Annotated in this window: 24 protein-coding genes; 13 read left to right on the top strand and 11 right to left on the bottom strand. The window is 67.2% G+C overall.

Going from position 1 to position 21,711, the window contains the following annotated elements:
- The first annotated feature begins 54 nt into the window (after positions 1 to 54).
- From ACYU8W_RS01570 to ACYU8W_RS01555, 4 genes are all read left to right on the top strand, one after another.
- Positions 55 to 1,110, top strand: a complete 1,056-nt coding sequence (locus ACYU8W_RS01570) for a PhoH family protein (protein WP_499466084.1) — start codon at positions 55 to 57, stop codon at positions 1,108 to 1,110.
- A complete protein-coding gene (gene ybeY, locus ACYU8W_RS01565; protein ID WP_129625659.1) occupies positions 1,107 to 1,595 on the top strand; it encodes an rRNA maturation RNase YbeY in 489 nt (162 codons plus the stop codon). Before ACYU8W_RS01570 ends, ybeY begins: the two co-directional genes overlap by 4 nt.
- Positions 1,596 to 1,673: 78 nt before the next feature.
- Positions 1,674 to 2,585 carry a GTPase Era gene (era, locus tag ACYU8W_RS01560; RefSeq protein WP_499466082.1) on the top strand — a complete coding sequence of 304 codons (912 nt, stop codon included), beginning with the start codon at positions 1,674 to 1,676 and terminating at the stop codon, positions 2,583 to 2,585.
- Positions 2,586 to 2,592: 7 nt separating this feature from the next.
- Positions 2,593 to 3,330 (top strand): class I SAM-dependent methyltransferase, encoded by a 738-nt coding sequence (locus tag ACYU8W_RS01555; RefSeq protein ID WP_499466080.1) that lies wholly within the window; start codon positions 2,593 to 2,595, stop codon positions 3,328 to 3,330.
- A 13-nt stretch (positions 3,331 to 3,343) separates the two neighbouring features.
- Here the strand turns inward: ACYU8W_RS01555 and ACYU8W_RS01550 are convergent, their stop codons facing one another.
- Positions 3,344 to 4,468: a M4 family metallopeptidase gene (locus tag ACYU8W_RS01550; RefSeq protein WP_499466078.1), complete on the bottom strand. Its 1,125-nt coding sequence runs from the start codon at positions 4,466 to 4,468 to the stop codon at positions 3,344 to 3,346.
- A 182-nt stretch (positions 4,469 to 4,650) separates the two neighbouring features.
- A complete protein-coding gene (locus tag ACYU8W_RS01545; protein ID WP_499466076.1) occupies positions 4,651 to 5,295 on the bottom strand; it encodes an NAD(P)-dependent oxidoreductase in 645 nt (214 codons plus the stop codon).
- A gap of 368 nt (positions 5,296 to 5,663) precedes the next feature.
- Between ACYU8W_RS01545 and leuA the strand changes: the two genes are divergently transcribed.
- Positions 5,664 to 7,409 (top strand): 2-isopropylmalate synthase, encoded by a 1,746-nt coding sequence (leuA, locus tag ACYU8W_RS01540; protein ID WP_499466074.1) that lies wholly within the window; start codon positions 5,664 to 5,666, stop codon positions 7,407 to 7,409.
- A gap of 1 nt (position 7,410) precedes the next feature.
- Here leuA and ACYU8W_RS01535 read toward each other — a convergent pair whose 3' ends face one another.
- Positions 7,411 to 8,208 (bottom strand): maleylpyruvate isomerase N-terminal domain-containing protein, encoded by a 798-nt coding sequence (locus tag ACYU8W_RS01535; RefSeq protein ID WP_499466072.1) that lies wholly within the window; start codon positions 8,206 to 8,208, stop codon positions 7,411 to 7,413.
- Positions 8,209 to 8,306: 98 nt separating this feature from the next.
- On the opposite strand from ACYU8W_RS01535, the gene ACYU8W_RS01530 reads away from it, so the two are divergent.
- The 3 genes from ACYU8W_RS01530 (at position 8,307) to ACYU8W_RS01520 (ending at position 11,319) form a co-directional block, all read left to right on the top strand.
- Positions 8,307 to 9,545, top strand: a complete 1,239-nt coding sequence (locus ACYU8W_RS01530; RefSeq protein WP_205744735.1) for an aminotransferase family protein — start codon at positions 8,307 to 8,309, stop codon at positions 9,543 to 9,545.
- Between the two features lie 155 nt (positions 9,546 to 9,700).
- Positions 9,701 to 10,033: a hypothetical protein gene (locus ACYU8W_RS01525; RefSeq protein ID WP_499466070.1), complete on the top strand. Its 333-nt coding sequence runs from the start codon at positions 9,701 to 9,703 to the stop codon at positions 10,031 to 10,033.
- The gene (locus ACYU8W_RS01520) at positions 10,033 to 11,319 is read left to right on the top strand and encodes an MFS transporter (RefSeq protein ID WP_499466068.1); all 1,287 of its coding nucleotides are present in this window, start codon (positions 10,033 to 10,035) and stop codon (positions 11,317 to 11,319) included. Before ACYU8W_RS01525 ends, ACYU8W_RS01520 begins: the two co-directional genes overlap by 1 nt.
- Positions 11,320 to 11,322: 3 nt before the next feature.
- On the opposite strand, the gene ACYU8W_RS01515 is transcribed toward ACYU8W_RS01520, so the two are convergent.
- Together ACYU8W_RS01515 and ACYU8W_RS01510 are read right to left on the bottom strand one after the other, a co-directional pair.
- Positions 11,323 to 11,964: an alpha-ketoglutarate-dependent dioxygenase AlkB gene (locus tag ACYU8W_RS01515; protein ID WP_499466066.1), complete on the bottom strand. Its 642-nt coding sequence runs from the start codon at positions 11,962 to 11,964 to the stop codon at positions 11,323 to 11,325.
- A gap of 56 nt (positions 11,965 to 12,020) precedes the next feature.
- On the bottom strand, positions 12,021 to 13,571 hold the full coding sequence (locus ACYU8W_RS01510; protein ID WP_499466064.1) for a phytoene desaturase family protein: 1,551 nt from the start codon (positions 13,569 to 13,571) through the stop codon (positions 12,021 to 12,023).
- Positions 13,572 to 13,634: 63 nt separating this feature from the next.
- On the opposite strand from ACYU8W_RS01510, the gene recO reads away from it, so the two are divergent.
- Entirely contained in the window at positions 13,635 to 14,393 is a 759-nt protein-coding gene (recO, locus tag ACYU8W_RS01505; RefSeq protein WP_499466062.1) for a DNA repair protein RecO, read from the top strand.
- On the top strand, positions 14,390 to 15,169 hold the full coding sequence (locus ACYU8W_RS01500) for an isoprenyl transferase (protein WP_499466060.1): 780 nt from the start codon (positions 14,390 to 14,392) through the stop codon (positions 15,167 to 15,169). Before recO ends, ACYU8W_RS01500 begins: the two co-directional genes overlap by 4 nt.
- Before the next feature lie 105 nt (positions 15,170 to 15,274).
- On the opposite strand, the gene ACYU8W_RS01495 is transcribed toward ACYU8W_RS01500, so the two are convergent.
- Genes ACYU8W_RS01495 through ACYU8W_RS01475 form a run of 5 tightly spaced genes read right to left on the bottom strand, consistent with a single transcriptional unit; the run spans position 15,275 to position 18,809 of the window.
- The gene (locus ACYU8W_RS01495; RefSeq protein WP_129625672.1) at positions 15,275 to 15,655 is read right to left on the bottom strand and encodes a Fur family transcriptional regulator; all 381 of its coding nucleotides are present in this window, start codon (positions 15,653 to 15,655) and stop codon (positions 15,275 to 15,277) included.
- Positions 15,655 to 16,659, bottom strand: a complete 1,005-nt coding sequence (locus ACYU8W_RS01490; RefSeq protein WP_499466058.1) for a metal ABC transporter permease — start codon at positions 16,657 to 16,659, stop codon at positions 15,655 to 15,657. Before ACYU8W_RS01490 ends, ACYU8W_RS01495 begins: the two co-directional genes overlap by 1 nt.
- The gene (locus ACYU8W_RS01485; protein ID WP_129625674.1) at positions 16,652 to 17,488 is read right to left on the bottom strand and encodes a metal ABC transporter ATP-binding protein; all 837 of its coding nucleotides are present in this window, start codon (positions 17,486 to 17,488) and stop codon (positions 16,652 to 16,654) included. Before ACYU8W_RS01485 ends, ACYU8W_RS01490 begins: the two co-directional genes overlap by 8 nt.
- Complete coding sequence (locus ACYU8W_RS01480; RefSeq protein WP_499466056.1) at positions 17,485 to 18,453, bottom strand: metal ABC transporter substrate-binding protein; 969 nt, start codon at positions 18,451 to 18,453, stop codon at positions 17,485 to 17,487. The genes ACYU8W_RS01485 and ACYU8W_RS01480 overlap by 4 nt, the downstream gene beginning before the upstream one ends.
- A 32-nt stretch (positions 18,454 to 18,485) precedes the next feature.
- Entirely contained in the window at positions 18,486 to 18,809 is a 324-nt protein-coding gene (locus ACYU8W_RS01475) for a DUF6703 family protein (protein ID WP_499466054.1), read from the bottom strand.
- 75 nt (positions 18,810 to 18,884) lie between these two features.
- Here ACYU8W_RS01475 and dusB point away from each other — a divergent pair, with 75 nt between their 5' ends.
- Positions 18,885 to 20,087 carry a tRNA dihydrouridine synthase DusB gene (gene dusB, locus ACYU8W_RS01470; protein ID WP_239701658.1) on the top strand — a complete coding sequence of 401 codons (1,203 nt, stop codon included), beginning with the start codon at positions 18,885 to 18,887 and terminating at the stop codon, positions 20,085 to 20,087.
- A gap of 3 nt (positions 20,088 to 20,090) precedes the next feature.
- Here dusB and ACYU8W_RS01465 read toward each other — a convergent pair whose 3' ends face one another.
- A complete protein-coding gene (locus tag ACYU8W_RS01465) occupies positions 20,091 to 20,936 on the bottom strand; it encodes a sulfurtransferase (RefSeq protein WP_499466052.1) in 846 nt (281 codons plus the stop codon).
- A gap of 69 nt (positions 20,937 to 21,005) precedes the next feature.
- Here ACYU8W_RS01465 and ACYU8W_RS01460 point away from each other — a divergent pair, with 69 nt between their 5' ends.
- Both ACYU8W_RS01460 and ACYU8W_RS01455 read left to right on the top strand, forming a co-directional pair.
- Complete coding sequence (locus ACYU8W_RS01460; protein ID WP_129625678.1) at positions 21,006 to 21,284, top strand: DUF2277 domain-containing protein; 279 nt, start codon at positions 21,006 to 21,008, stop codon at positions 21,282 to 21,284.
- Entirely contained in the window at positions 21,281 to 21,706 is a 426-nt protein-coding gene (locus ACYU8W_RS01455; RefSeq protein ID WP_499466050.1) for a DUF3806 domain-containing protein, read from the top strand. The genes ACYU8W_RS01460 and ACYU8W_RS01455 overlap by 4 nt, the downstream gene beginning before the upstream one ends.
- The last annotated feature ends 5 nt before the right edge of the window (positions 21,707 to 21,711 follow it).

Genomic DNA, 21,711 nt, shown 5'->3' with positions numbered 1-21,711 from the left:
CGGCGTGAATTTCGGATGAGACCCATCGGACCCGCACGTAGACTGGAACGCACGATGACAGATTCGACCAACAGCACCCCGCACACCGTCCAGGCGACCCACGCCGTCGAAGTACCACCGGATGTGCCGATGGTGCAGTTACTCGGGCCGAACGACGAATTGCTCACCACCATCGAGCGCGCGTTCCCGAAGCTGGTGATCGCGGTCCGCGGCAATGGAATCCAGCTGCAGGGCGATCCCGGCGACATGGCTCTGGTCGAGGATCTGCTCGACGAACTCATCGCGATCGTCGACGCCGGTCACCCGCTCAATCGTGACGCCGTCGAACGCTCGATCGGCATGCTGCGCCGCAAGACCCGCGAGCGCCCGGCCGACGTGCTCACGATGAACATCGTCAGCAGTCGCGGCCGCACCGTCCGCCCGAAGACGCTGGGGCAGAAGGAGTACGTCGACGCGATCGACGAGAACACGATCGTGTTCGGCATCGGCCCGGCCGGCACCGGTAAGACCTACCTCGCGATGGCGAAAGCGGTGGCCGCCCTGCAGGCCAAGGAGGTCGACCGGATCATCCTGACCCGTCCAGCGGTCGAGGCCGGCGAGCGTCTTGGCTTCCTGCCCGGGTCGCTCAACGAGAAGATCGACCCCTATCTGCGTCCGCTGTACGACGCACTGCACGACATGGTCGACCCCGACTCGATACCCCGGCTCATGGCGTCCGGCACAGTGGAGGTCGCACCGCTGGCCTACATGCGTGGCCGCACGCTCAACGGAGCGTTCATCATCCTGGACGAGGCCCAGAACACCTCCGCCGAGCAGATGAAGATGTTCCTCACCCGCCTCGGTTTCGGCTCCAAGATGGTCGTCACCGGTGACGTCACCCAGGTCGACCTGCCCGGCGGCACCACCTCCGGGCTGCGGGTCGTCCAGGACATCCTCAAGGGGGTCGACGACGTCCACTTCGCCCACCTCACCGCGCAGGACGTCGTCCGTCACCGCCTGGTGAGCGAGATCGTCGAGGCGTACGACCGCTTCGATGCCCACCGCCGCACCCCTGACAAGCGTGACGGGCAGGGTCCGCGTCGTGCTGGAGCAGCGGAGAAGAAGGCGTGAGCATCGACGTCGCCAACGAGACCGACGTCGAGGTCGACCTCGAGGAACTGCGCGAGTGCGCGGGGTGGGTGCTGCAGGAGATGCGCGTGCACCCCGAGGCCGAACTGGCCATCACCGTCATCGACGAGGACGCGATGGAGGTGCTGCACGTGAAGTGGATGGACCTGCCCGGTCCGACCGACGTGATGAGTTTCCCCATGGACGAGCTGCGTCCCGGCCGGGACGGGGTCGATCCCGAGGAAGGCATCCTCGGCGACCTCGTGCTCTGCCCCACGGTCGCGGCGAAGCAGGCCGAGGAGGCCGGTCATACACCTGCCGAGGAGATGCTGCTGCTGACCGTGCACGGCATCCTGCACCTGCTCGGGTTCGACCACGCCGAGCCGGACGAGCGCAAGGAGATGTTCGACCTGCAGCGCACGTTGCTGCTGACCTTCCTGGCCCGCAGGCCGGCCGCGACGAGCATCACCCCACCGTCGGGAGACTGACGCGGCAGCGTCGGACATACTTCGACTGCGCCCCGGACGGACGCGAGCAGCACGCAATCGGTTGGAAATGAGTTCGGAATGAGTGAGTTCAAGGCAGGGTTCGCCTGCTTGGTCGGTCGACCGAACGCAGGCAAGTCGACGTTGACGAACGCCCTGGTCGGCCAGAAGGTCGCGATCACCTCGAGCAAGCCGCAGACCACGCGGCACACGATCCGCGGTATCCACAACACCGATGACTCGCAGTTGGTGCTGGTCGACACCCCCGGTCTGCACAAGCCGCGCACGCTGCTGGGTCAGCGGCTCAACGACGTCGTCCGTGAGACGCTGATGGACGTCGACGTCATCGGCTTCTGCCTGCCGGCCGACCAGAAGATCGGCCCGGGTGACCAGTTCATCGCCAACGAACTTGCCGAGTTGCGCCGTGGACGCCGCAAGCCGGTGATCACGATCGCCACCAAGATCGACAAGGTGCCGCGCGACCGGATCACCGAGCACCTGCTCGCGATGGACAAACTCGGCGACTGGGACGAGATCGTGCCCTGTTCCGCGGTCGACGGCACCCAGGTCGACACGGTCGCGGAACTGCTGACGTCCTACCTGCCGAACTCGCCGAAGCTGTACCCGGACGACGTGCTGACCGACGAGCCCGAGATGGTGATGATCGCCGAGCTCGTGCGTGAAGCCGCCCTCGAAGGTGTGCGGGACGAGTTGCCGCACAGCCTGGCCGTCGTCGTCGAGGAGATGACTCCACGCGAGGACCGTCCGGAAGGCAAGCCGCTGATGGACATCCGCGTCAACGTCTTCGTCGAACGTCCCTCGCAGAAGGCGATCATCATCGGACGTGGTGGCTCACGCCTGCGTGAGGTGGGCACCAATTCTCGCGAGGCCATCGAGAAGCTGCTCGGCCAGCGGGTGTTCCTCGACCTGCACGTGAAGGTCGCCAAGGACTGGCAGACCGACCCGAACCAGTTGTCGAAGTTGGGATTCTGAGTACGCCATGACCGACGAGAACCTCGCGTGGGCAGAGTTCGGCGACACCCTGCGGTTGCCGATCGACGACAAGGACTACGTCCGCGACATCCCCTGGGAGAAGGCGGCGTTCATGCCGCAGTTCCCGATGATCGACATCGGTTCGGGAAGCGGCCTGACCACCCTGACCCTCGGTGAGCAGTACCCGGATGCCGAGATCCTGTCGGTGGAGCCCGACCCGATGATGCGAGCGATCCTGATGTCCCGCATTGCAGAACGTTCCGAGATTCGTTCGCGCACAACGGTTCTGCACGAGACGATCGGTTCCACCTGGTTGCCCGAGCAATGTGGTGGAGCGTTGCTGTTCAACGTGATCTACTTCCTTGGTGGGCGCGCCCGCGACCGCTTCTGGCAGCGCATGGCCGATGTGCTCGTGCCCGGCGCACCCATCCTGATGAGCCGGTCGTACGGCGGTGTGCCGGAGCAGTCGGTCGAGCGCAAACTCCTCAGCACCGCGATGATGGGCCGCAACGAGTACCAGCGCTGGTTCGAGGCGCAACCCGGACGCGACAACCGGATGGAGATCACCAACACCTTCGTCGTCCTGCGTGACGGTCAGAAGATGCGCGAAGAAACCACCAAGTTCGCGGCCTGGGGACTGGACGAGGACATGGTGCTGGACGAGATCCCGATCGGGAAGTTCGGCATCGAGGAGATCAACGACCGCTACTTCGCGATCCGGCGCCTACCCGACATCAAGCGCTGAGCCGCCGCGGCGCTCAGAACACCTTCACGTCTCGCCAGGCCTGATCGACGGCCTGTTCCTGCGCGGACCCGTCGCCGTACCTGGCCGATGCCGCCTTGACTGTCGCCTGGGCGAATGCCACGAAGTCGGCGTCCTTGGGCAACCTGCCGGCGGTGAGCGCGTCGTACCAGACCGGCCCCACCGTCTCCCAGCTGTTGCCCTCGAGCGCCACGGCGGCACGGTAGAACGCGTGGTTGGGGATCCCGGAGTTGATGTGCACGCCGCCGTTGTCGCCGGAGTCGTCGTGGGGCAGGTCCTGGTAGTCGTCCATGGACGCTGGTTGCGGGTCCTTGCCCAGCTTCGGGTCGTCGTACGCGGTGCCCGGTGCCTTCATCGATCGCAACGCGATGCCCTGCACCTTGTCGGTGAACAGTCCCTCACCGATCAGCCAATCAGCCTGCGCCGCGGTCTCATTGCGCTCACGTTGCTTGACCATCGAGCCGATGACGTCGGAGACCGACTCGTTGAGCGCTCCGGACTGGCCGACATAGACCAGGCCGGCGGTGTACTGGGTGAGGCCGTGCGCGAGTTCGTGACCGATGACGTCGATGCTGTCGGTGAACGAGCTGAAGTAGACCCCGTCACCGTCGCCGAACACCATCTGCTCGCCGTCCCAATACGCGTTGTCGAAGTTGCGGTCGTAATGCACGGTCGCAATCAACGGGAGTCCCTCGTCGTCGAGCGAATCGCGACTGAACTCATCGTGCAACAACGACCAAGTGGCACCCAGTCCGTCGTACGCCTCGTTGACCGACTCGTCGGACGACGGACCGTCGGCTTCGCCGCGCACGAGTGTTCCCGGAAGTGTCGTGCCCTGCTGCGCGTCGTGCACCGAACGCTTCGGAGCAGCCGTAAGGCTTACCGGACGCCTGATCGACGTCTCCTCCACCCGCGCCTGCAGGTCGGGCGGAATCAACCCGCCTGCACGCGGCTGACCAGGGCGGGGACGGTTGGCCCTCGCCTCCCGCATTCCGGTGATGGTCACCCGAATCCGCAATGTGCGCTCTGCCGCGCGTGCCACCCGTTCGTCGGACGACTGCGCGAGGGCGCGCAGGATGTGCGGCGGGACGATCGTGCACAGGGCCGGCGAAGTGCTCATGCCTTCATCATGCGTCCGATCAGGCGCCCTTTGGGTCAGGGAACAGTTTCTAGAGCTGGCAAAGACTTCGTCTTCATGCGGCAAAGTCGTCATGCAGGCGGCCGGTCGCGACTTGCCTTCCACCGTTCAGCGATGCCAGCTGTAGCCGTTCGACGACGTCGAACCCCGGGTGGACGGGTTGCTCAGTGGGCGACGTGGAAGCGGCGCCGTTGATGGGCGGGGCTGTCGATCTCGTCGAGAACGGCCAGGGCGAGGTCGGCGGCCGAGATCTGCGACGTGCCGTCCGGGCCGCGCAGGAGGACGTCGTCGGCGATCCGGTACTGCCCGGTCTCGGTACTGGGCTCCCACGCACCGAACTCGGCGGCCGGGCTGACGTAGAACCAGTCCAGGTCGTCGGGGGACTGCTGCAGGGTCTCGAGCTTGTGGATGCCGAGCTCAACTTCGGCGCGCGCCTCGGGGGGCATCGGCGTCACGTCGATGAGCCGCGCCCCTCCTTCAGAGACGAGCAGGGACGAGGCGCCCCCAAGGACGCCGAGCCGGACGCTGTGCTGACGGGCGAGGGTGACCAGTGCGTCGAAGACGCCCTCGACCTGACCGGCCATGTCGCCGCGAGGGGAGAGGGCCTCGAACACGACGTCGGCGCCGACCACGGCGCGCTCGAGCACGTCGGCGTCCAGTACCGAACCGGTCACGTAGGTGACCCCGGGCGTCGGGGAGTCGGGTGCGGTGCGGCTGAGCGAAAGCACTTGGTGTCCGCGGCGCGCGGCCTCTCGGACGACGGCGCTGCCGCCGTAGCCGGTTCCTCCGAGGACGGTGATGCGTGCCATGTGCGTGTTCCCTTCAGCCGTGTGGTCCCGACAACCGAAACCTTTCTGGCCAACTCGGTTGCGCAGGTCAACTATTCCCAGAGGGACGCGATCCGCGCGGCCTCGACCGGTCGAGGAGACCCACGGTGACAGAAGGGCCGGCTGAACGCCTGCCGTGCCCTGCGGGCCCCGGGTCCTCCCTGCAGCCGTCCGTATCGCGGACACCCGGCCCATCGGGCAGGACGCGCCCGAATGCCCGGGTCTAAACTGCTCACGTGCGGATGAGCCTCCTGCTTGGCTGCCGCGGCGAGGCCTCGTAATCGGCCTTCCTCGCCGCGGAGGTTGTGATGCCCGGGCCGAGCCCCGCTCCTACCCCAAGTGAGAGACAGATGATCTTCCCGCAGCAGCCGTCCGGAATGCCCACCGCGAAGTACGTCCCCTTCGACCAGCAGATCAAGGTCGAACTGCCCGACCGCACCTGGCCCGACAAGCTGATCACCAAGGCGCCGCGCTGGTGCGCCGTCGATCTGCGTGACGGCAACCAGGCACTCATCGACCCGATGAACTCCGAGCGCAAGATGCGCATGTTCAAGCTGCTGGTCCGGATGGGCTACAAGGAGATCGAGGTCGGTTTCCCCTCGGCCAGCCAGACCGACTTCGACTTCTGCCGCGAACTGATCCAGGGCGGTCACATTCCGGACGACGTGACGATCCAGGTGTTGACCCAGTGTCGCGACCACTTGATCGAGCGCACTTTCGACGCGATCAAAGGAGCCAAGACCGCGATCGTCCACTTCTACAACTCGACCTCGGTGTTGCAGCGTCGTGTCGTGTTCGGCCTCGATCAGGACGGCATCGTCGACATCGCCCTGCAGGGCGCGCGGTTGTGCAAGAAGCTCGAGGAGGCGGTGCCCGAGACCAAGGTCTTCTATGAGTACTCGCCCGAGTCGTACACCGGTACCGAACTCGAGTTCGCGGTGCGCGTCTGCAACGAGGTCGTCGACATCATCGACCCGACGCCGGACCACAAGATGATCATCAACCTGCCGGCGACCGTCGAGATGGCAACGCCGAATGTCTACGCCGACTCGATCGAGTGGATGATCCGCCACTTGGAGCGCCGCGAGTCCATCGTCGTCTCCTTGCACCCGCACAACGACCGTGGTGAAGGCGTCGCCGCAGCCGAGTTGGGCTACCTCGCCGGCGCCGACCGCATCGAAGGCTGCCTGTTCGGCAACGGCGAACGCACCGGCAACGTCTGCCTGGTCACCCTCGGCATGAACCTCTACAGCCAGGGCGTCGACCCCGAGATCGACTTCTCCGACATGGACGAGATCCGCCGCACCGTCGAGCACTGCAATCAGTTGAAGGTGCCCGAGCGTCACCCGTGGGGCGGCGACCTGGTCTACACCGCGTTCTCCGGCTCCCACCAGGACGCGATCAAGAAGGGCTTCGAGGACATGGACCGCCAGGTCTCCGAGTCCGGCAAGCAGCTCGACGAACTGGTCTGGGGTGTGCCCTACCTGCCGATCGACCCGCACGACATCGGCCGCAGCTACGAGGCCGTCGTCCGGGTGAACTCGCAGTCCGGCAAGGGTGGCTCGGCGTACATCCTGAAGTCGGAGTACGGCCTGGACATGCCCAAGCGTCTGCAGATCGAGTTCAGCGGCGTGGTGCAGAAGCGCACCGACAGTGAGGGCGGCGAGGTCAGCCCGGCCCAGCTGTACCAACTGTTCAGCGACGAGTACCTGCCCTCGCTCGACCCGACCTCCGACGGCTGGGGACGCTTCCGTCCGATCGGGCACACGATCGAGTCGGGCTCAGAGGGGCGTGACCACATCAAGGCCCAGCTGCTCGACCGCGGCGAGGAGATCATGATCGAGGGTTGGGGCAACGGACCGATCGCCGCGTTCGTGGACGCGTTGTCGACCGTCGGTATCGACCTGCGCGTGCTCGACTATGCCGAGCACGCGATGTCGGCCGGTGGCGACGCGAAGGCCGCGTCGTACGTGGAGGTCGCGATCGGTGAGCGCGTCCTGTGGGGCGTCGGCGTGCACGGATCGATCGTCAAGGCATCGCTGACCGCGATCCTGTCGGCCGTCAACCGCGCCGAACGCGACACTGTCGCAGGCTGATTCAGTTCAGACCCTCAGCAAGCGCGTCGACGACGTGCTGGAGTGCGACGGTGTCGCCGGAGCGCTCCAGCATGTCGAAATCGCCGCGGTTCCACAGCCACAGGTCGAGCTCCCAGGCGCGACCGCTGATGGTGGCGATCGGCTCACCCGAGTCGATCGGCAGCAGGCTCGTTTCGTCCACGGTTTCACCCGACTCAGGATGCGTCCCGGTCAGCCTGCCCAGATGCACGGTCCAGTCGTCACCGGTGTCGACGGCTTCGAATCGGACGATGCCGTCCTGCGCGGCGAACGTCGTCCACTCGGGGTGACCGCCGAGCATGACGCGAAGGATCTCGTCGACTCCATCGGCCGCCAGCACCGGGTCGATCTGCGAAATCGGTTGTGCAACGGTCAGTTCGGCGTCAACGCGGTGGATGAGCGCTTCGTGTGCCTGACGGCGCGCGATGTAACCGGCGGTATGCAGACCTGGGTCACGCGTCCACATCCAACGAGCGGCACCGGCGTCCGTCGAAGCGAGCGCATCGCAGAGCTTCGCGTGGGCGTCGTCGAACGCGGACAACAACGCATCCCGGCCGTCGGCTCGCTCGGGACGCTCGATCTCTGCAAGTTGCGACGCGTGACGGACCGGCGTGGCGAGGACCGTCGACCAGAACCACTGCACCTCGGTCAGGTGCGCCAACAGATCATCGGCGTTCCAGTCCGGGCAGGTGGGCACTCGCGCACTCGGCTCGGACGCTTCGAGCGCCGTGCGGAACAGCTGCGATTGATGCTCAAGTTGGGCGCGGAAGTCGAGACTCATGCGTCGACCGTAGTGCCTGGTGGGACGGCCCGGCCCGGGTGATGTGGCCGCGGTTAGGGTGAAACAGAAGCCAGGAAGACAGCAACAGGAGGTGCGCCGTGGGCGCTTTGTGGCATCCGTTCTCGGACATGGGAGTCGTCGAGCAGAACGGCGAATTCGTCATCGCGCGTGGTGAGGGTGTGCACGTCTGGGACGACACCGGCAAGGAGTATCTCGACGCGACGGCGGGCCTGTGGTTCGCCAACGTGGGACACGGACGCAAGGAGTTGGCCGCCGCCGCAGCCAAGCAGGCGGAGACCCTCGCCGCGTACAGCACCTTCGGCGACTACGCGAACCCTCCGGTGATCGAGCTCGCCGAGCGACTGGCCGGGATAGCGCCGGTGCCCGGATCCAAGATCTTCCTCACCTCCGGAGGCTCCGACTCGGTGGAGACCGCGGCCAAGATCGCGCGCCGCTACTGGTTCGAGATGGGCCGTGAGAGCAAGCGGTACATCATCGGCCGCTCCAAGGCGTACCACGGAATGCATTACGCCGGAACGTCATTGGGTGGCATCCAGGGCAACACGGAAGGCTACGGCGTCCTTGTCGACGACCAGGCGCACGTCGCCTGGGATGACGCCGAGGACCTACGTGCGACGATCGAGCGCATCGGCCCCGAGAACATCGCGGCGTTCTTCGCCGAACCGGTGATGGGTGCCGGCGGCGTGTATCCGCCGCCCGAGGACTACCTCATGGCGGTCCGCAAGATCTGCACCGAGCACGACATCCTGTTCGTCGCAGACGAGGTCGTCACCGGGTTCGGTCGCATCGGCGGCGCGTGGTTCGCTTCGGCGAAGTTCGGCCTCGAACCCGACTTCGTCACCACGGCGAAGGGCCTGACGTCCGGTTACATCCCGATGGGTGCCGTGTTCGTCGCACCGAAGATCGCCGAGCCGTTCTTCGAACAGGGCGCCGGACGCTGGCTGCGCCATGGATACACCTACTCCGGGCACGCAGTCGCGGCCGCCGTCGCGAACGCCAACCTCGACCTCATCGAGGCCGAGGGCCTGCTGGACGAGGCCGCTCGCCTCGAGGGTTCGCTGGCCGCAGCCTTGAAGCCGCTCGAGCAGCACGAGGCGGTCGCCGAGGTGCGTTGCGGGACGGCAGCCGTCGCTGCAGTTCAACTACACGACATCGCCAAGGCCGCCCCGGTGGTGGCCAAGATGCGTGAACTCGGTGTCGCCACTCGTGCCGTCGGTGCGGGCGGCGTCCAGTACTCGCCGGCGTTCGTGATGACCGACGAGCAGGTGAACCAGCTGGCCCAGGTCACCCGACAGGCGCTGGACGTCGCGCTGTGAGCGGACAGCCGCCCGGGCACTCGCCGGGCCCTACCGGTCCGCCTCCGCCCGGCTGGGGTGGCCCCGGGCCTCAGCAGGGGCAGCATCCGCCGCAGCAAAGCCCGTATCAGGGACCGCCCCCGGGATACCTGCACCTGACCGTTCAGGGCAGCGCGATGACCTCGAACATGGTGCCGCCGGTCGTGCTGATCGACGGGCGGCAGGTGCCGTCGGGTTACGGGTCCTTCACCTTCCCGCTCCCGCCCGGCCAGCACCACCTGTCGATCTACTGCCAATGGCTGCGTCGCTACGGGCAGGCCGAAATGCCGCTGAACATCGTTCCGGGGCAACAGGTTCCGGTGTTCTACCGTGGACCGTTGCACCAGTTCACCACCGGGAGCATCGGCCACGAGCCGCAGAAGGCGAAGGGCAAGGGTTGCATGTTCGGTGCACTCGGGTTCGCGGTGCTGGTGATCCTGGTGATCGTGATCGGCGCGCTGCTCGCTTGATGACGACCACCGCGGCGCACGCCGACATCCAACCGCGCATCGTCCGCACTCTGATGGGTGCGCAGGTGCTCGGCGGTGTCGGCATGGCCGCCGGAATAGCGGTCGGTGCGCTGCTGGCCGAGGACATCTCCGGCAAGGAATCGTTGGCCGGACTGGGCACGACCTTCCAGGTCCTCGGCGGTGCGCTGCTCGCTATCCCGACGGCACGCATCATGGCGCGCCGTGGGCGGGGGACCGGGCTGCAGGTCGCTCTCGGGCTCGCTCTCCTGGGCACCGTCCTGATCGTGATCTCAGCCGTCGTCCGGTCGTTCCTGTTGTTGCTTCTCGGCATGATGTTGTTCGGCGGCGGGACCACCGCGAACAGCCAGTCGCGTTACGCAGCCGCCGACCTGTCCCCACCGGAACGACGAGGCCGCGACCTGTCGATGGTGGTGTGGGCGACGACGATCGGGTCCGTCGTCGGTCCGAACCTGGTCGGACCGGGCAAGGCCCTCGCCGGCATCCTGCACCTTCCGCAGTTGGTCGGTACGTTCGTCTTCTCGATCGCTGGTTTCGCGGCGGCGATGCTGGTCATCCGCACCTTTCTGCATCCCGATCCGCTGCTGACCGCGCGTGCTTCTGCTGCGGCGTCGGTTCCCGCGGACGTCGTGGGCGTCGGCACAGTGCCCGTCACCGGGGCGAAACGTGACGAGGACGGCTCCATCGGTCGCGGGCTCCAGGTCGTGCGTTCCAACGCGACCGCGGCGATCGCAATCGCGATCGTGGCGCTCGGCCACTTCGTGATGGTCAGTGTGATGGTGATGACGCCCATCCACATGAAGCACGGGCACGCCGAACTCGAGGTGATCGGCTTCGTCATCTCGATGCACATCGCCGGCATGTTCGTTCTGTCACCGCTCGTCGGCTGGGCCGTCGATCGCCTCGGTGCGCCGATCGTCGCCGGCTTCGGCGGGTTCGTCCTGATCGGTGCTTCGGTGCTGTCGGCACTGTCGGCCAGCGGTTGGTCGGTGCTGTTGTTGATCGCGCTCACCGTGCTGGGCTTCGGCTGGTCGTGCGCGTTTATCTCCGGTTCGACGATGCTCACCAATGCGATCTCGCCTGCGGAGCGTCCCGCCACCCAGGGTCTGGCCGACCTGGTCATGGGGCTGTGCGGAGCAGGCGGCGGGGCGGTCGCCGGTGTCATCGTCGATCGGATGGGCTACAACCAGCTGGGATGGTTCTCGGCGGTGATCGCGTTGTTCATCGTCGTCTTGGCCGTGACGGGAATGCGGTCCCGAAAGGCGTGAGCCTCAGCGGATTCCGTGTGGCCGGAACTGGATGCTGATGCGCGGGCCGACCGGCTTGCTGGTTTTCGGAATGGCGTGCTCCCAGGTGCGCTGATGTGAACCACCCATCACGACGAGATCACCGTGGCCGAGGACGAAGCGCACCGATTCGCCGCCGCCGGCGGGTCGCATCAACAACGCTCTCGGTGAACCGACGGAGACGATCGCAACCATCGTGTCCTGCGTAGATGCGCGTCCCTCCCGGTCTCCGTGCCACGCCACCGAGTCGCGTCCGTCGCGGTACAGGCACATGCCCGCGGTGGTGAAAGGCTCTCCGAGCTCGTCGGCATAGTGCGACGAGAGTGCCGAACGAGCTTGCTGCAGGACGGGATCCGGCCAGCTCTCGGCTTCGGAATAGAACCGCAACAGGCGGGGAGTGGCCACCTCGCGGTCGTACATCATCCGTCGTTCGCCGCGCCAGTCGACGCCGCCGCTGCCACCCGGCATCAGCCTGCTGAACAACTCGTCGGCCCCGGTGAGCCAACCCGGACGCAGGTCGACCCATGCTCCGCGAGTCAAAGGAGTACGTCGGACGGCGACACCCAGGCTGCGCAGCCCGATCTGCTCCTCCTGGTCGAGCAGCGAACCCTGAAGTGCGTAGGACATAGTCCGACGCTAGGCGATCGGACCGCCGATGTCTAGAACATATGTACGAACGTTGATCAGCGTCCGAGCACCGCCATCGCAGCCGCGTAGCCGCCGAGTCCGCTGACTCCACCACCGCGCTGCGAACCGGCGCCGGCCAGCAGGATGCCGTCGTACGCCGTCGCGACTCCCCAGCGCTGCGCAGCAGTCTCGAGGCAGGCGTCGTCCTCGGCCCATGGCCAGGTCAGCGGTGCGTGGAAGATGTTGCCGCCCGGCATCGCGAGCACGTCCTGCAGATCGCGCGTGGTCTTCGTCTCGATGCAGAGGTTGCCGCCCCGATCGCGCATGACGACGTCGTCGATCGGCTCGGCGAGTACCGAGCTGAGCGAATCGAGCACCCGGCGCTGCAGGTCGTCCCGCACGTCGGCGTCCGCGTCGTCCAGCAGACGGTCGGGCGTCTGGAGCGTGAAGACCGTGAGTGTCTGGGCCCCGGACGCCTGCAGCTCGGGGGACAGGATGCTCGGATCGGTGATCGAGTGACAGTAGATCTCCGCGGGCATAGGGTCGGGAATCGATCCGGATTCTGCTGTGCTGTAGGCGGATTCGAGCTGTGAATACAGCTCGTTGATGTGGAAGGTGCCGCCGAACGCCGCCTCCGGTGCAACGTCCGTCTCCTTCAGCCGCGGCAGCCGGGACAGCAGCAGATTGACCTTCACCTGCGCACCCTCGACCCGGTCGCCGCGGGCCCCGACCAGGTCATCGAGAACGGCGGGTGCGGCAGCCCAGAGGACGGTCCCTGCGGTGGCACGGTGTTCGTCCCCGGCGGCGTCGGTCCAGCTGACGGCGCCGTGCCCGACGCCCGTGACCGTTGCGTCCGTCGTCAACGTCGCGCCTGCGGCGCGTGCAACCTCGGCCAATTGCGTTGCCACCTGGCCCATTCCACCGATGGGCACGTCCCAGTCGCCGGTGCCGCCACCGACCACGTGGTAGAGGAAGCAGATGTTGTGGCGCAGGTCTGCCTGGTGCGCGGACGCGTACGTGGAGATCAGACCGTCGGTCAGCGCGACCCCGCGTACCAGGTCGTCGGTGAAAGTGTTCTCGATGACCTCGCCGAGCGGACGATCGATGAAGTCCCGCACCAACGTCGGGTCCCCGACCAGCTGTTCCATCTGCGACCGGCGCATCAGCGGTTCGGTCATCGTCGGCCACAACTTCCGGGCGAGTTCGGTTGTGCGGCCGTAGAACTCATTCCATCGCTCGAAGTCCTCGGCGGCGCCGATCGCGTCGAAGGATGCCTTGGTCGCGTCCGCGTCGCCGTTGTCGACGAGCAGCCCGCGGGCGGCACCGGGTACGGGTGTGTAGGAGGAGTAGCGGCGGCGGGCCAGTCGCAGATTCAGGCCGAGATCCTCGATGATCCGGCGTGGCATCAGGCTGACCAGGTAGGAGTACCGCGACAGCCGAGCACCCATGCCGTCGAACGCGTCCGCCGAGACAGTCGCGCCGCCGAGATCGGACTGCCGCTCCAGCAGCAGGACCGACTTGCCTGCCTTCGCGAGGTAGGCGGCGGCAGTGAGGCCGTTGTGCCCTCCACCGACGATGACGACGTCGTGCGACGTGGTGTTGTGCATGTGCCCGATCCTAGGTGTCGGTGCGGTGTCGGTTGCTCGGGTTGGGGGACAATGGACGACACCATGCCCACCTACAACGACGTCGCGATCGTGCTGCGCACCCACAAGCTGGGCGAGCACGATCGGATCGTCACGCTGTTGACCCGCGGACGCGGCAAGGTGCGTGCGGTGGCGAAGGGGGTTCGCCGCACGAAGTCGAAGTTCGGGTCGCGGCTCGAGCCGGCGATGATCGTCCAGGTGCAGTGCTACGAAGGACGCAATCTGGACACCGTGACACAGGCCGAACTGGTCGCGGCGTACGGCCATCACATCGCGCAGGACTACGGTGCATACACCGCCGCTGCCGCGATGTTGGAGACGGCCGAGCGGTTGTGCGAGGACGGTGAGCAGCAGATTCAGCAGTTCAACCTGCTGGCGGGCGGCCTTGCGGCACTGGCGAGTTCGGCCCACGAGTCCGGGCTCGTGCTCGACAGCTACCTCTTGCGGGCCGTGGCGATCGCCGGCTGGGCGCCGACCTTCGACCGGTGCGCCGGCTGCGGCGACCCCGGGCTGCACCGTGCGTTCAATCTCGCCAGTGGGGGAGCGGTGTGCTCCTCGTGCCGTACCCCGGGATCCGGCGCCCCGCGTCCGGACACCTTCCTGCTGCTCGGTGCGCTGCTGGCAGCCGATTGGGACGTCGCCGACGCCAGCGCACCCGAGGTGCGCAACGAGGCGACCGGTCTGGTCGCGGCGTACGTGCAATGGCACCTCGAGCGCGGCGTGAGATCGTTGCGGCTGGTCGATCGCACCCCGACCGTGCTACCCGAAGGAGTTCGCCAGTGACCGTCCCGGACGTCTCGCCGCTGCACATCGACGGGATCGACCCGCCGAAGATCCCGGCCGAACTCGTCCCGCAGCACGTCGCAATGGTCATGGACGGCAACGGGCGCTGGGCCAATCAGAGGGGACTGCCGCGCACCAAGGGGCACGAGGCCGGCGAGGCGCAACTCATCGACGTGATCGCCGGGTGTATCGAACTCGGCATTCCGAACCTGTCGGCGTACATGTTCTCCACCGAGAACTGGCGGCGATCGCCGGACGAGGTGCGTTTCCTGATGGGCTTCAACCGCGACGTCATCCGTCGCAGGGTCGACCTGCTGCACTCGTGGAACGTGCGTTGCCGGTGGTCCGGGCAGCGTCCGCGATTGTGGCTGTCGGTGCTCAAGGAACTCAAGCGTGCCGAGGAACTCACCGCGAACAACACCGGCATGACGCTGCAGATGTGCGTCAACTACGGCGGACGCGCGGAGATCGCGCAGGCCTGTCAGCGCATCGCCGAGCAGGTGAAGGCGGGACGGATCAAGCCCTCGTCCATCGACGAGAAGATGATCGCCCGCAACCTCACCTGGCCCGACATGCCCGACGTCGACCTTTTCGTCCGCTCGTCCGGCGAGCAGCGCACCAGCAACTTCCTGCTGTGGCAGTCGGCGTACGCCGAGATGGTCTTCCTCGACACGCTGTGGCCCGACTTCACCCGCCAGGACCTCTGGCGAGCGGTGCAGATTTACGCCGACCGCGACCGCCGCTTCGGTGGTGCCGTCGACGCTGCGTCCAGCTGACCTGGACCAAGCGACCGTGTCATGCAGAGCGCGTCGAATGTAGCGCGCTACGTATGACACATGCTGGCAGCGCGCCCTGCATGACCTCGCTGTAAACACAAAGGGTCAGTGCTCGGCGCAGACCCCGAAGATCTCGAGGGTGTGCTCGACGTCGCGGAAACCGTTCTCGGAGCTGACCCGGTCGGCCCACTGCTCGACGGCGGGGCCCTCCACCTCGACGGTGCGGCCGCACTGGCGGCAGACCAGGTGGTGGTGGTGGCCGGTGGTCTCGCACCGTCGGTAGATGGTCTCGCCCTCGGGGGTGATCAGCGCGTCGACGGTGCCGTCGCCGGCCATCGTCTGCAGTGTCCGGTACACCGTCGCGAGACCGACCGATGCGCCGCTGGCGGTGAGCGCGGCATGCAACTGCTGCGCTGATACGAAGTCGCCGCGGGAGGCGAGCTGCTCGGCGACGGCGGTCTGCTGGCGGGTCGGTTTGCGGCTCATCAGACGTGCTCCTCGTGGGTGGTTCTGCCGGACGTCTCACGCGTCGGCGCGTGTTCATCCCAGTGGTCGTCGTGCGCAGCGTGGTGGTGCCCGTCGTGGAGGTAATCGACATGGTCGGCGTGCAGCACTGCGTCATGTCCGCAGCCGTCGTAGTGCCGGTGTGGGTGCGTGCCGGCGCGCGCACGGCGCAGGATGATCGCTCGGCGCGCCGCGGCGACGAGCGACACCACGATGAAGATCATGACGGCGGTGAGGACGACGGTGCCCCCGGACGGGGTGTCGAGTTGGTACGACGCCGCGACTCCTACAGCGCCGCACAGCACCCCGACGACGACAGCCCAGGTGGTGGACGCCCGGAAGCTTCGGCCGAGCAACTGGCCGGTGGCGTTGGGCAGAATCATCAGTGCACTGATCAGCAACAGACCGATCACGCGCATCGACAACACGACGGTCACCGACGTGAGCACCGACAGCAACAGGTTGGTCCGCATGACCGGCAGGCCGACCGCCCGGGCGAACTCCTCGTCGTTCGCCACCGCGAACAACCGCTTGCGCAGGACGGTCGTGGCACCGAGCGCGATCACGGCCAACACCGCGAACTGCCAGAGCTCGTCCGCCTGCGTGGTCAGGATCGAACCGAACAGGTACGTCGACATCGATGCACCCTGGTCGGCCGGCGCCTTTGCCAGCAGCACGACACCGAGCGCGATGCCGCCGTAGAACATCACGGCGAGAGCGACGTCCGCATTCGTTTTGCCGCGCAAGCGAATTGCCTCGATCACGCAGGCAGCAAGTATCGCCGCGACCAGCGCGGTCCAGGTCGGCGCGGCGCCGGTGAGCACGCCGATCGCGACGCCGGCAAGTGCGACGTGACCGAGTCCGTCCCCGATCAACGACAGCCGCCGTTGCACCAGAAAGACACCCACGGCGGGCGCCGCGGCGCCGACGAGCACAGCAGCGATGAACGCCTGGCGCATGAAGTCGAGTTCGAACATCTCAAGCACGACGGCCTCCTACGCGGCGTGACACTGCGGGCGGGGGAGTGATGCCGTCCCACGGGCCGACTGCGTACGTGGACCGCTCGGGATCGCCGGGGCCGCAGTGACCGTCGTGGGACGCGGTCGCCAGGATGCGTCCGCGCTCCTGCTCCGCCCACTCCACGGGAGTCCCGTCGAAGGCCAGTCCGCCTTGGGCGATCTCGACGATCCGGTCGACGATGCCGCGCAGTGCGACCAGTTCATGGGTGACGATCAACATGGTGGTGCCCTCGTCGGCGAGCCGGTGCAGCACCTCCGCGAGCACGGTCTGGCTGGCGGTGTCGACGCCCGCCGTGGGTTCGTCCATGATCAGCAGGTCCGGGCGCCCGGCCAGCGCACGGGCGATGAGTACCCGGCGTTGCTGGCCGCCGGACAGGTCGGACACCTCCGCGTCGACCCGATCGCCCAGCCCGACCTGAGCGAGTGCTGCGTCCACGGCGGCCCGGTCGTCGGCGCCGGCCGGCCGGTACCAGGGCCGGTGCGCGAGGCGCCCGGTCTCGACGATCTCGCGGACCGTGGCGCGTACGGACGCAGACAGGGTGTGCCGCTGCGGGACGTAACCGATGCGGCGTCGCACCTCGCGGGTGCGCGGCGGATCACCGAAAACGGCGGCGTCACCACCGAGTTGGTCGGCCAGGCCGAGCAGGCCCTTGACGAAGGTGGACTTCCCGGATCCGTTCGGCCCGACGACGGCCATCACCTGTCCGGTCGGCACGTCGAAGGTCAGTCCGTCGACGACGACGCGGCCCCCGTATCCGAAGGCCGCATCGTTCAGTCGTAGCGCTGAGGGACTCATCGGCACGATTGTCCCTTCTTCAGCGCCTGAAGGTTGGCCTTCATCACCGAGACATAGTCCTTGGCGGGGGACTTGTCGGTGAGTCCTTCCAGCGGGTCGAGCAGTGCGACCTTCGCCCCGGTCTGCTTGGCGACGGTTTCAGCGACGGCCGGCGACGTCAACACCTCGGTGTAGATAGTGGTGACCTTGTGCTTGCGGACGTAATCGGCGACTGCCTTGAGGCGTCCGGGGGTCGGCTCCTGCTCAGGTGAGATCGCCGTCACCCCGACCTGGTGCAGCTTGTAACGATCGGCGAGGTAGCCGAACGCCGTGTGTGCGGTCACCAACTCGCGGCTGGTGCAGGTCGCCAGCGTCGAGGAGAACGACCCGTCGAGCGACGTGAGCTCCTTGACGAAAGTCGCTGCGGACGAACGGTATCGGGACGCGTTCTTCGGGTCCTGCTTCGAGAAGCGCTCACCGATCGCAGCCACCACGGACGCGTACCGCACCGGGTCGAGCCAGAAGTGCGGGTCGTAGATGCCGTGGTCGTGGCCCTCGTGATCACCCTGTTCGTCACCGTGGTCGTGAGCATCGCCGCCGACCTTCGTCACGTCATCCGCGTGCAGGGACAGGTTCGCCGTCGACGACACGTCGAACGACTCGGGCGCCGAGGACGCGCTCGCGTCGACGGACGGCTGGAAGCCCTTGAGGTAGATCAGCAGCGACGACTGCTGGATGGACGCGGCGTCCTTCGGCTTCAGTTCCAGGTCGTGCGCGTCGGCGCCCGGCTTGGTCAGATTGGTCACCGACGCCGTGGAGCCGCCGACCCGTTCGGCCGCATGCTGCAACGGGTAGAACGTCGTCACCACGTTCAGTGTCGCGCCGTCCTTCTTCGCGGCGCCGTCCGCAGTGCTCGGGTCGGAGCCGCAGGCGGCGAGGGACGTGGCGAGAGCGGCGGCGACGAGAGGGACGGCGAGACGAAGCATGAGAACGATTCTCAATCAGTTGAGAATCGTTGTCAAATCAGCAGACCTTCGGCGGCGAAGCAGACGACGGCCAGCGCAGCGACCAGGAGCAGCACGGCGCACCGCATCACCCGTTCGGGCAGCGACAACCGCGGCCAGAGGAGATAGGCCAGCCAACCGACGAATGTGGCCGCGACCACCAGGAGGATCCCGCCGAGCACTCCCCGCAACAGCACACCCGCCGCGACCAGAACGGCGAACAGCACGATCGGCAGCGCTCGCGGCGTCCGGCTGAGCGTCTCGACCATCGGGTTGCTGCGGTGTTCGATCTTCGCGCGCAAAGGCGACACGGAAACGGAAGGGGTCTGATCCTGCACCCGACGAGCCTAACGGCGACCTGTCCGTGCGACGAACCCGCCGATTTGCACCGGCCTGAGACGATGGTGGACGCCATGACTACGACCGTTCCCGCTCCCGTGCTGCCTGCCCTGCAGATCGGCAACCAGCGCATCGAGACGCCGGTGGTGCTCGCCCCGATGGCCGGCATCACCAACCGCGCGTTCCGTCGCTTGTGCCGTCAATACGGCAATGCCGGCTCGGACGCGGCGGGTGCCAGTGGTGCGAGCAGCCTGTACGTCAGCGAGATGATCACCTCCCGCGCACTGGTCGAGCGAACCCCGATCACGATGCGATTGATCGAGCACGACCCGGACGAGTCGCCGCGCTCGATCCAGCTGTACAGCGTGGACCCGGCCACGACGGCAGCTGCGGTAAGGATGCTCGTCGAGGAGGACCGCTGCGACCACATCGATCTCAACTTCGGTTGCCCGGTGCCCAAGGTCACCCGCAAGGGCGGCGGCTCAGCGCTGCCGTGGAAGACCGAACTCTTCCGCGGCATCGTCAGCAACGCCGTTCGTGAAGCCGCCAAGGCCGACATTCCGGTGACGGTCAAGATGCGCAAGGGCATCGACGACGACCACCTCACCTACCTCGAAGCCGGACGGATCGCCGAAGGCGAGGGCGCCGCCGCGGTTGCCCTGCACGCGCGCACGGCCGCACAGGCCTACTCCGGCACCGCCGACTGGTCGGCGATCCGAACACTCAAGAAGACGGTCACCTCGGTCCCCGTCCTCGGCAACGGCGACATCTGGTCGGCCGAGGACGCGGTCCGGATGGTCGCCGAGACCGGCTGCGACGGAGTCGTCGTCGGCCGCGGGTGCCTGGGCCGGCCGTGGCTGTTCACCGATCTCGCCGCCGCATTCTCCGGTTCGTCGCACCGGGTGGAGCCCACCATGCGCGAGGTCGCGCAGACGCTGCGCCTGCACACCGAGTACCTCGTCGAGTTCTACGAGTCCGAGCAGAAGGCGTGCCGCGACATCCGCAAGCACATCGCCTGGTACCTCAAGGGATTCCGGGCCGGTTCGCACATCCGCAGCAGCCTGGCGCTCGTCGACAGTCTGGCCGCGCTGGACGACCTCATCGCAACCATGGACCTCGACCAGCCGTGGCCGGGCGAGGCCGCAGAGGGCCAGCGTGGACGCGCCGGTTCCGAGCGGCGCGTGATCCTGCCGGACGGCTGGCTCGACAGCCAGGAACTCTCGCCGCAACAGCGCGCCACGATCGCGGCCGCCGAGATCGACGCCAGCGGCGGCTGAGGATCAGTCCGTCTCGACCGGACGGTCCGGGTCGGTGATCCAGTGCGACCACGACCCCACGTAGACGCCGGTGCGGGGATTGATGCCACTCGCCTGCAGCGCCAGCGCCAGGTGGGACGCCTGCACGCCGGACCCGCAGTAGACGCCGACCTCGCTGTCGGGTCGCACCCCGGCCGCCGTGAAGCGCATGGCCAGATCGTCCGGGTGCAGGAAGCGTCCGTCGGGACCCACGTTGGCCAACGCGGGCATTGACACAGCACCCGGGATGTGGCCGGCGACCGGGTCGATCGTCTCGTTCTCACCGCGGAACCGGTCGGCCGGACGAGCGTCCAGCAGCACCGAACGGTAGGCCAGGTCGGCCGCCTCGTCCGCGTCGAGGACCGGCGTGCAGCCCGGGGTGGCGACGAACTCGCCGGGCACCACCGGGTCGACCTGCGAGGTCACCGGATGACCGGCTGCGACCCACGCCTCGAAACCGCCGTCCAGCACGTATACGTCGGTGTGGCCGAAGTGTTGAAGCAGCCACCAGGCGCGGCTCGCGGCAAGCGAATTCGCCTGGTCGTAGGCAACGACCGGACGGTCGTCGGTCACGCCGGCCGCGCGCATCGCCCGCTCGAAGGTTTCGTGATCGGGCATCGGGTGGCGGCCGTCGTCGCCGGGCTCACCGCTGAGCACTTCCTCGAACTCGATCCACTGCGCGCCGGGCAGATGCGCCTCGTCGTACGCCGCGCGCTGCGACGGCGCGTTCAACTGCCAACGGACGTCGAGCAGCACCGGATCCAGGGATCCTTCGTCCATGACCTGCTTCAGGCGTTCGGCGCTGACGAGCGGGCGGTTCCTGCGGTTCATGACACGAGCGTAGAGCGCAGGCGGGCTCGACCGGGCTCGCACCATCGGGTGGTATGGGAACCTGGGCACATGTGCCGCAACATCCGTCCGCTGAACAACTTCGAACCGCCGGCGACCGACGACGAGGTGCAGGCTGCTGCACTGCAGTACGTGCGCAAGATCGCCGGCACCACCAAGCCGTCCGCCGCCAACCAGGCAGCGTTCGACGAAGCGGTGGAGCAGATCGCACACGCCAGCCGGCACCTGCTGGACGCCCTGGTGACGACCGCGCCGCCCAAGGACCGTGAGGTCGAAGCTGCCAAGGCTCGCGCCCGCGCGCAGGCGAGGTACGGCGCCACCGCCTCATGACCGCCGATTCGACCGCCCCGACGATCGAACAACTCGACACCCAGTCCCGCATCGTGCTGCGCGGTTGGCTCGGTGACGCCGCGCGTCTCGGGATCGACGTCGAGTCGGCCGACAGCATCGAGGCCGCGTACGAGAAGTACTTCGACGAGGTGCTCGCGACCGACGAGGATGCTCGTACCGACCCCACTGCGACGCTCACCGCGATCGGGATGGCACTCGGCGAGCACCTGCGCCGCACCACCGATGCCGACTGGCGCATCGTCACCGACGACCAGGGCCGTGACCTGGCGTTGGTGAGCGCGGACGAGGCATCCATCCTGTTCCCGGTCGACCCGATCGCCGACAACTGGGCAGCCCAGCAACGCGGCTGGTTGGTGCAGTTCGTCGACGTCGTCCCGCAGATGTTCCAGGCGCAGCAGTGACCCAT

It is taken from the genome of Yimella radicis (genome assembly GCF_054778255.1).
The sequence above is the reverse complement of the archived record's forward strand: the minus strand, read 5'-3'. Positions and strand labels throughout refer to the sequence as shown.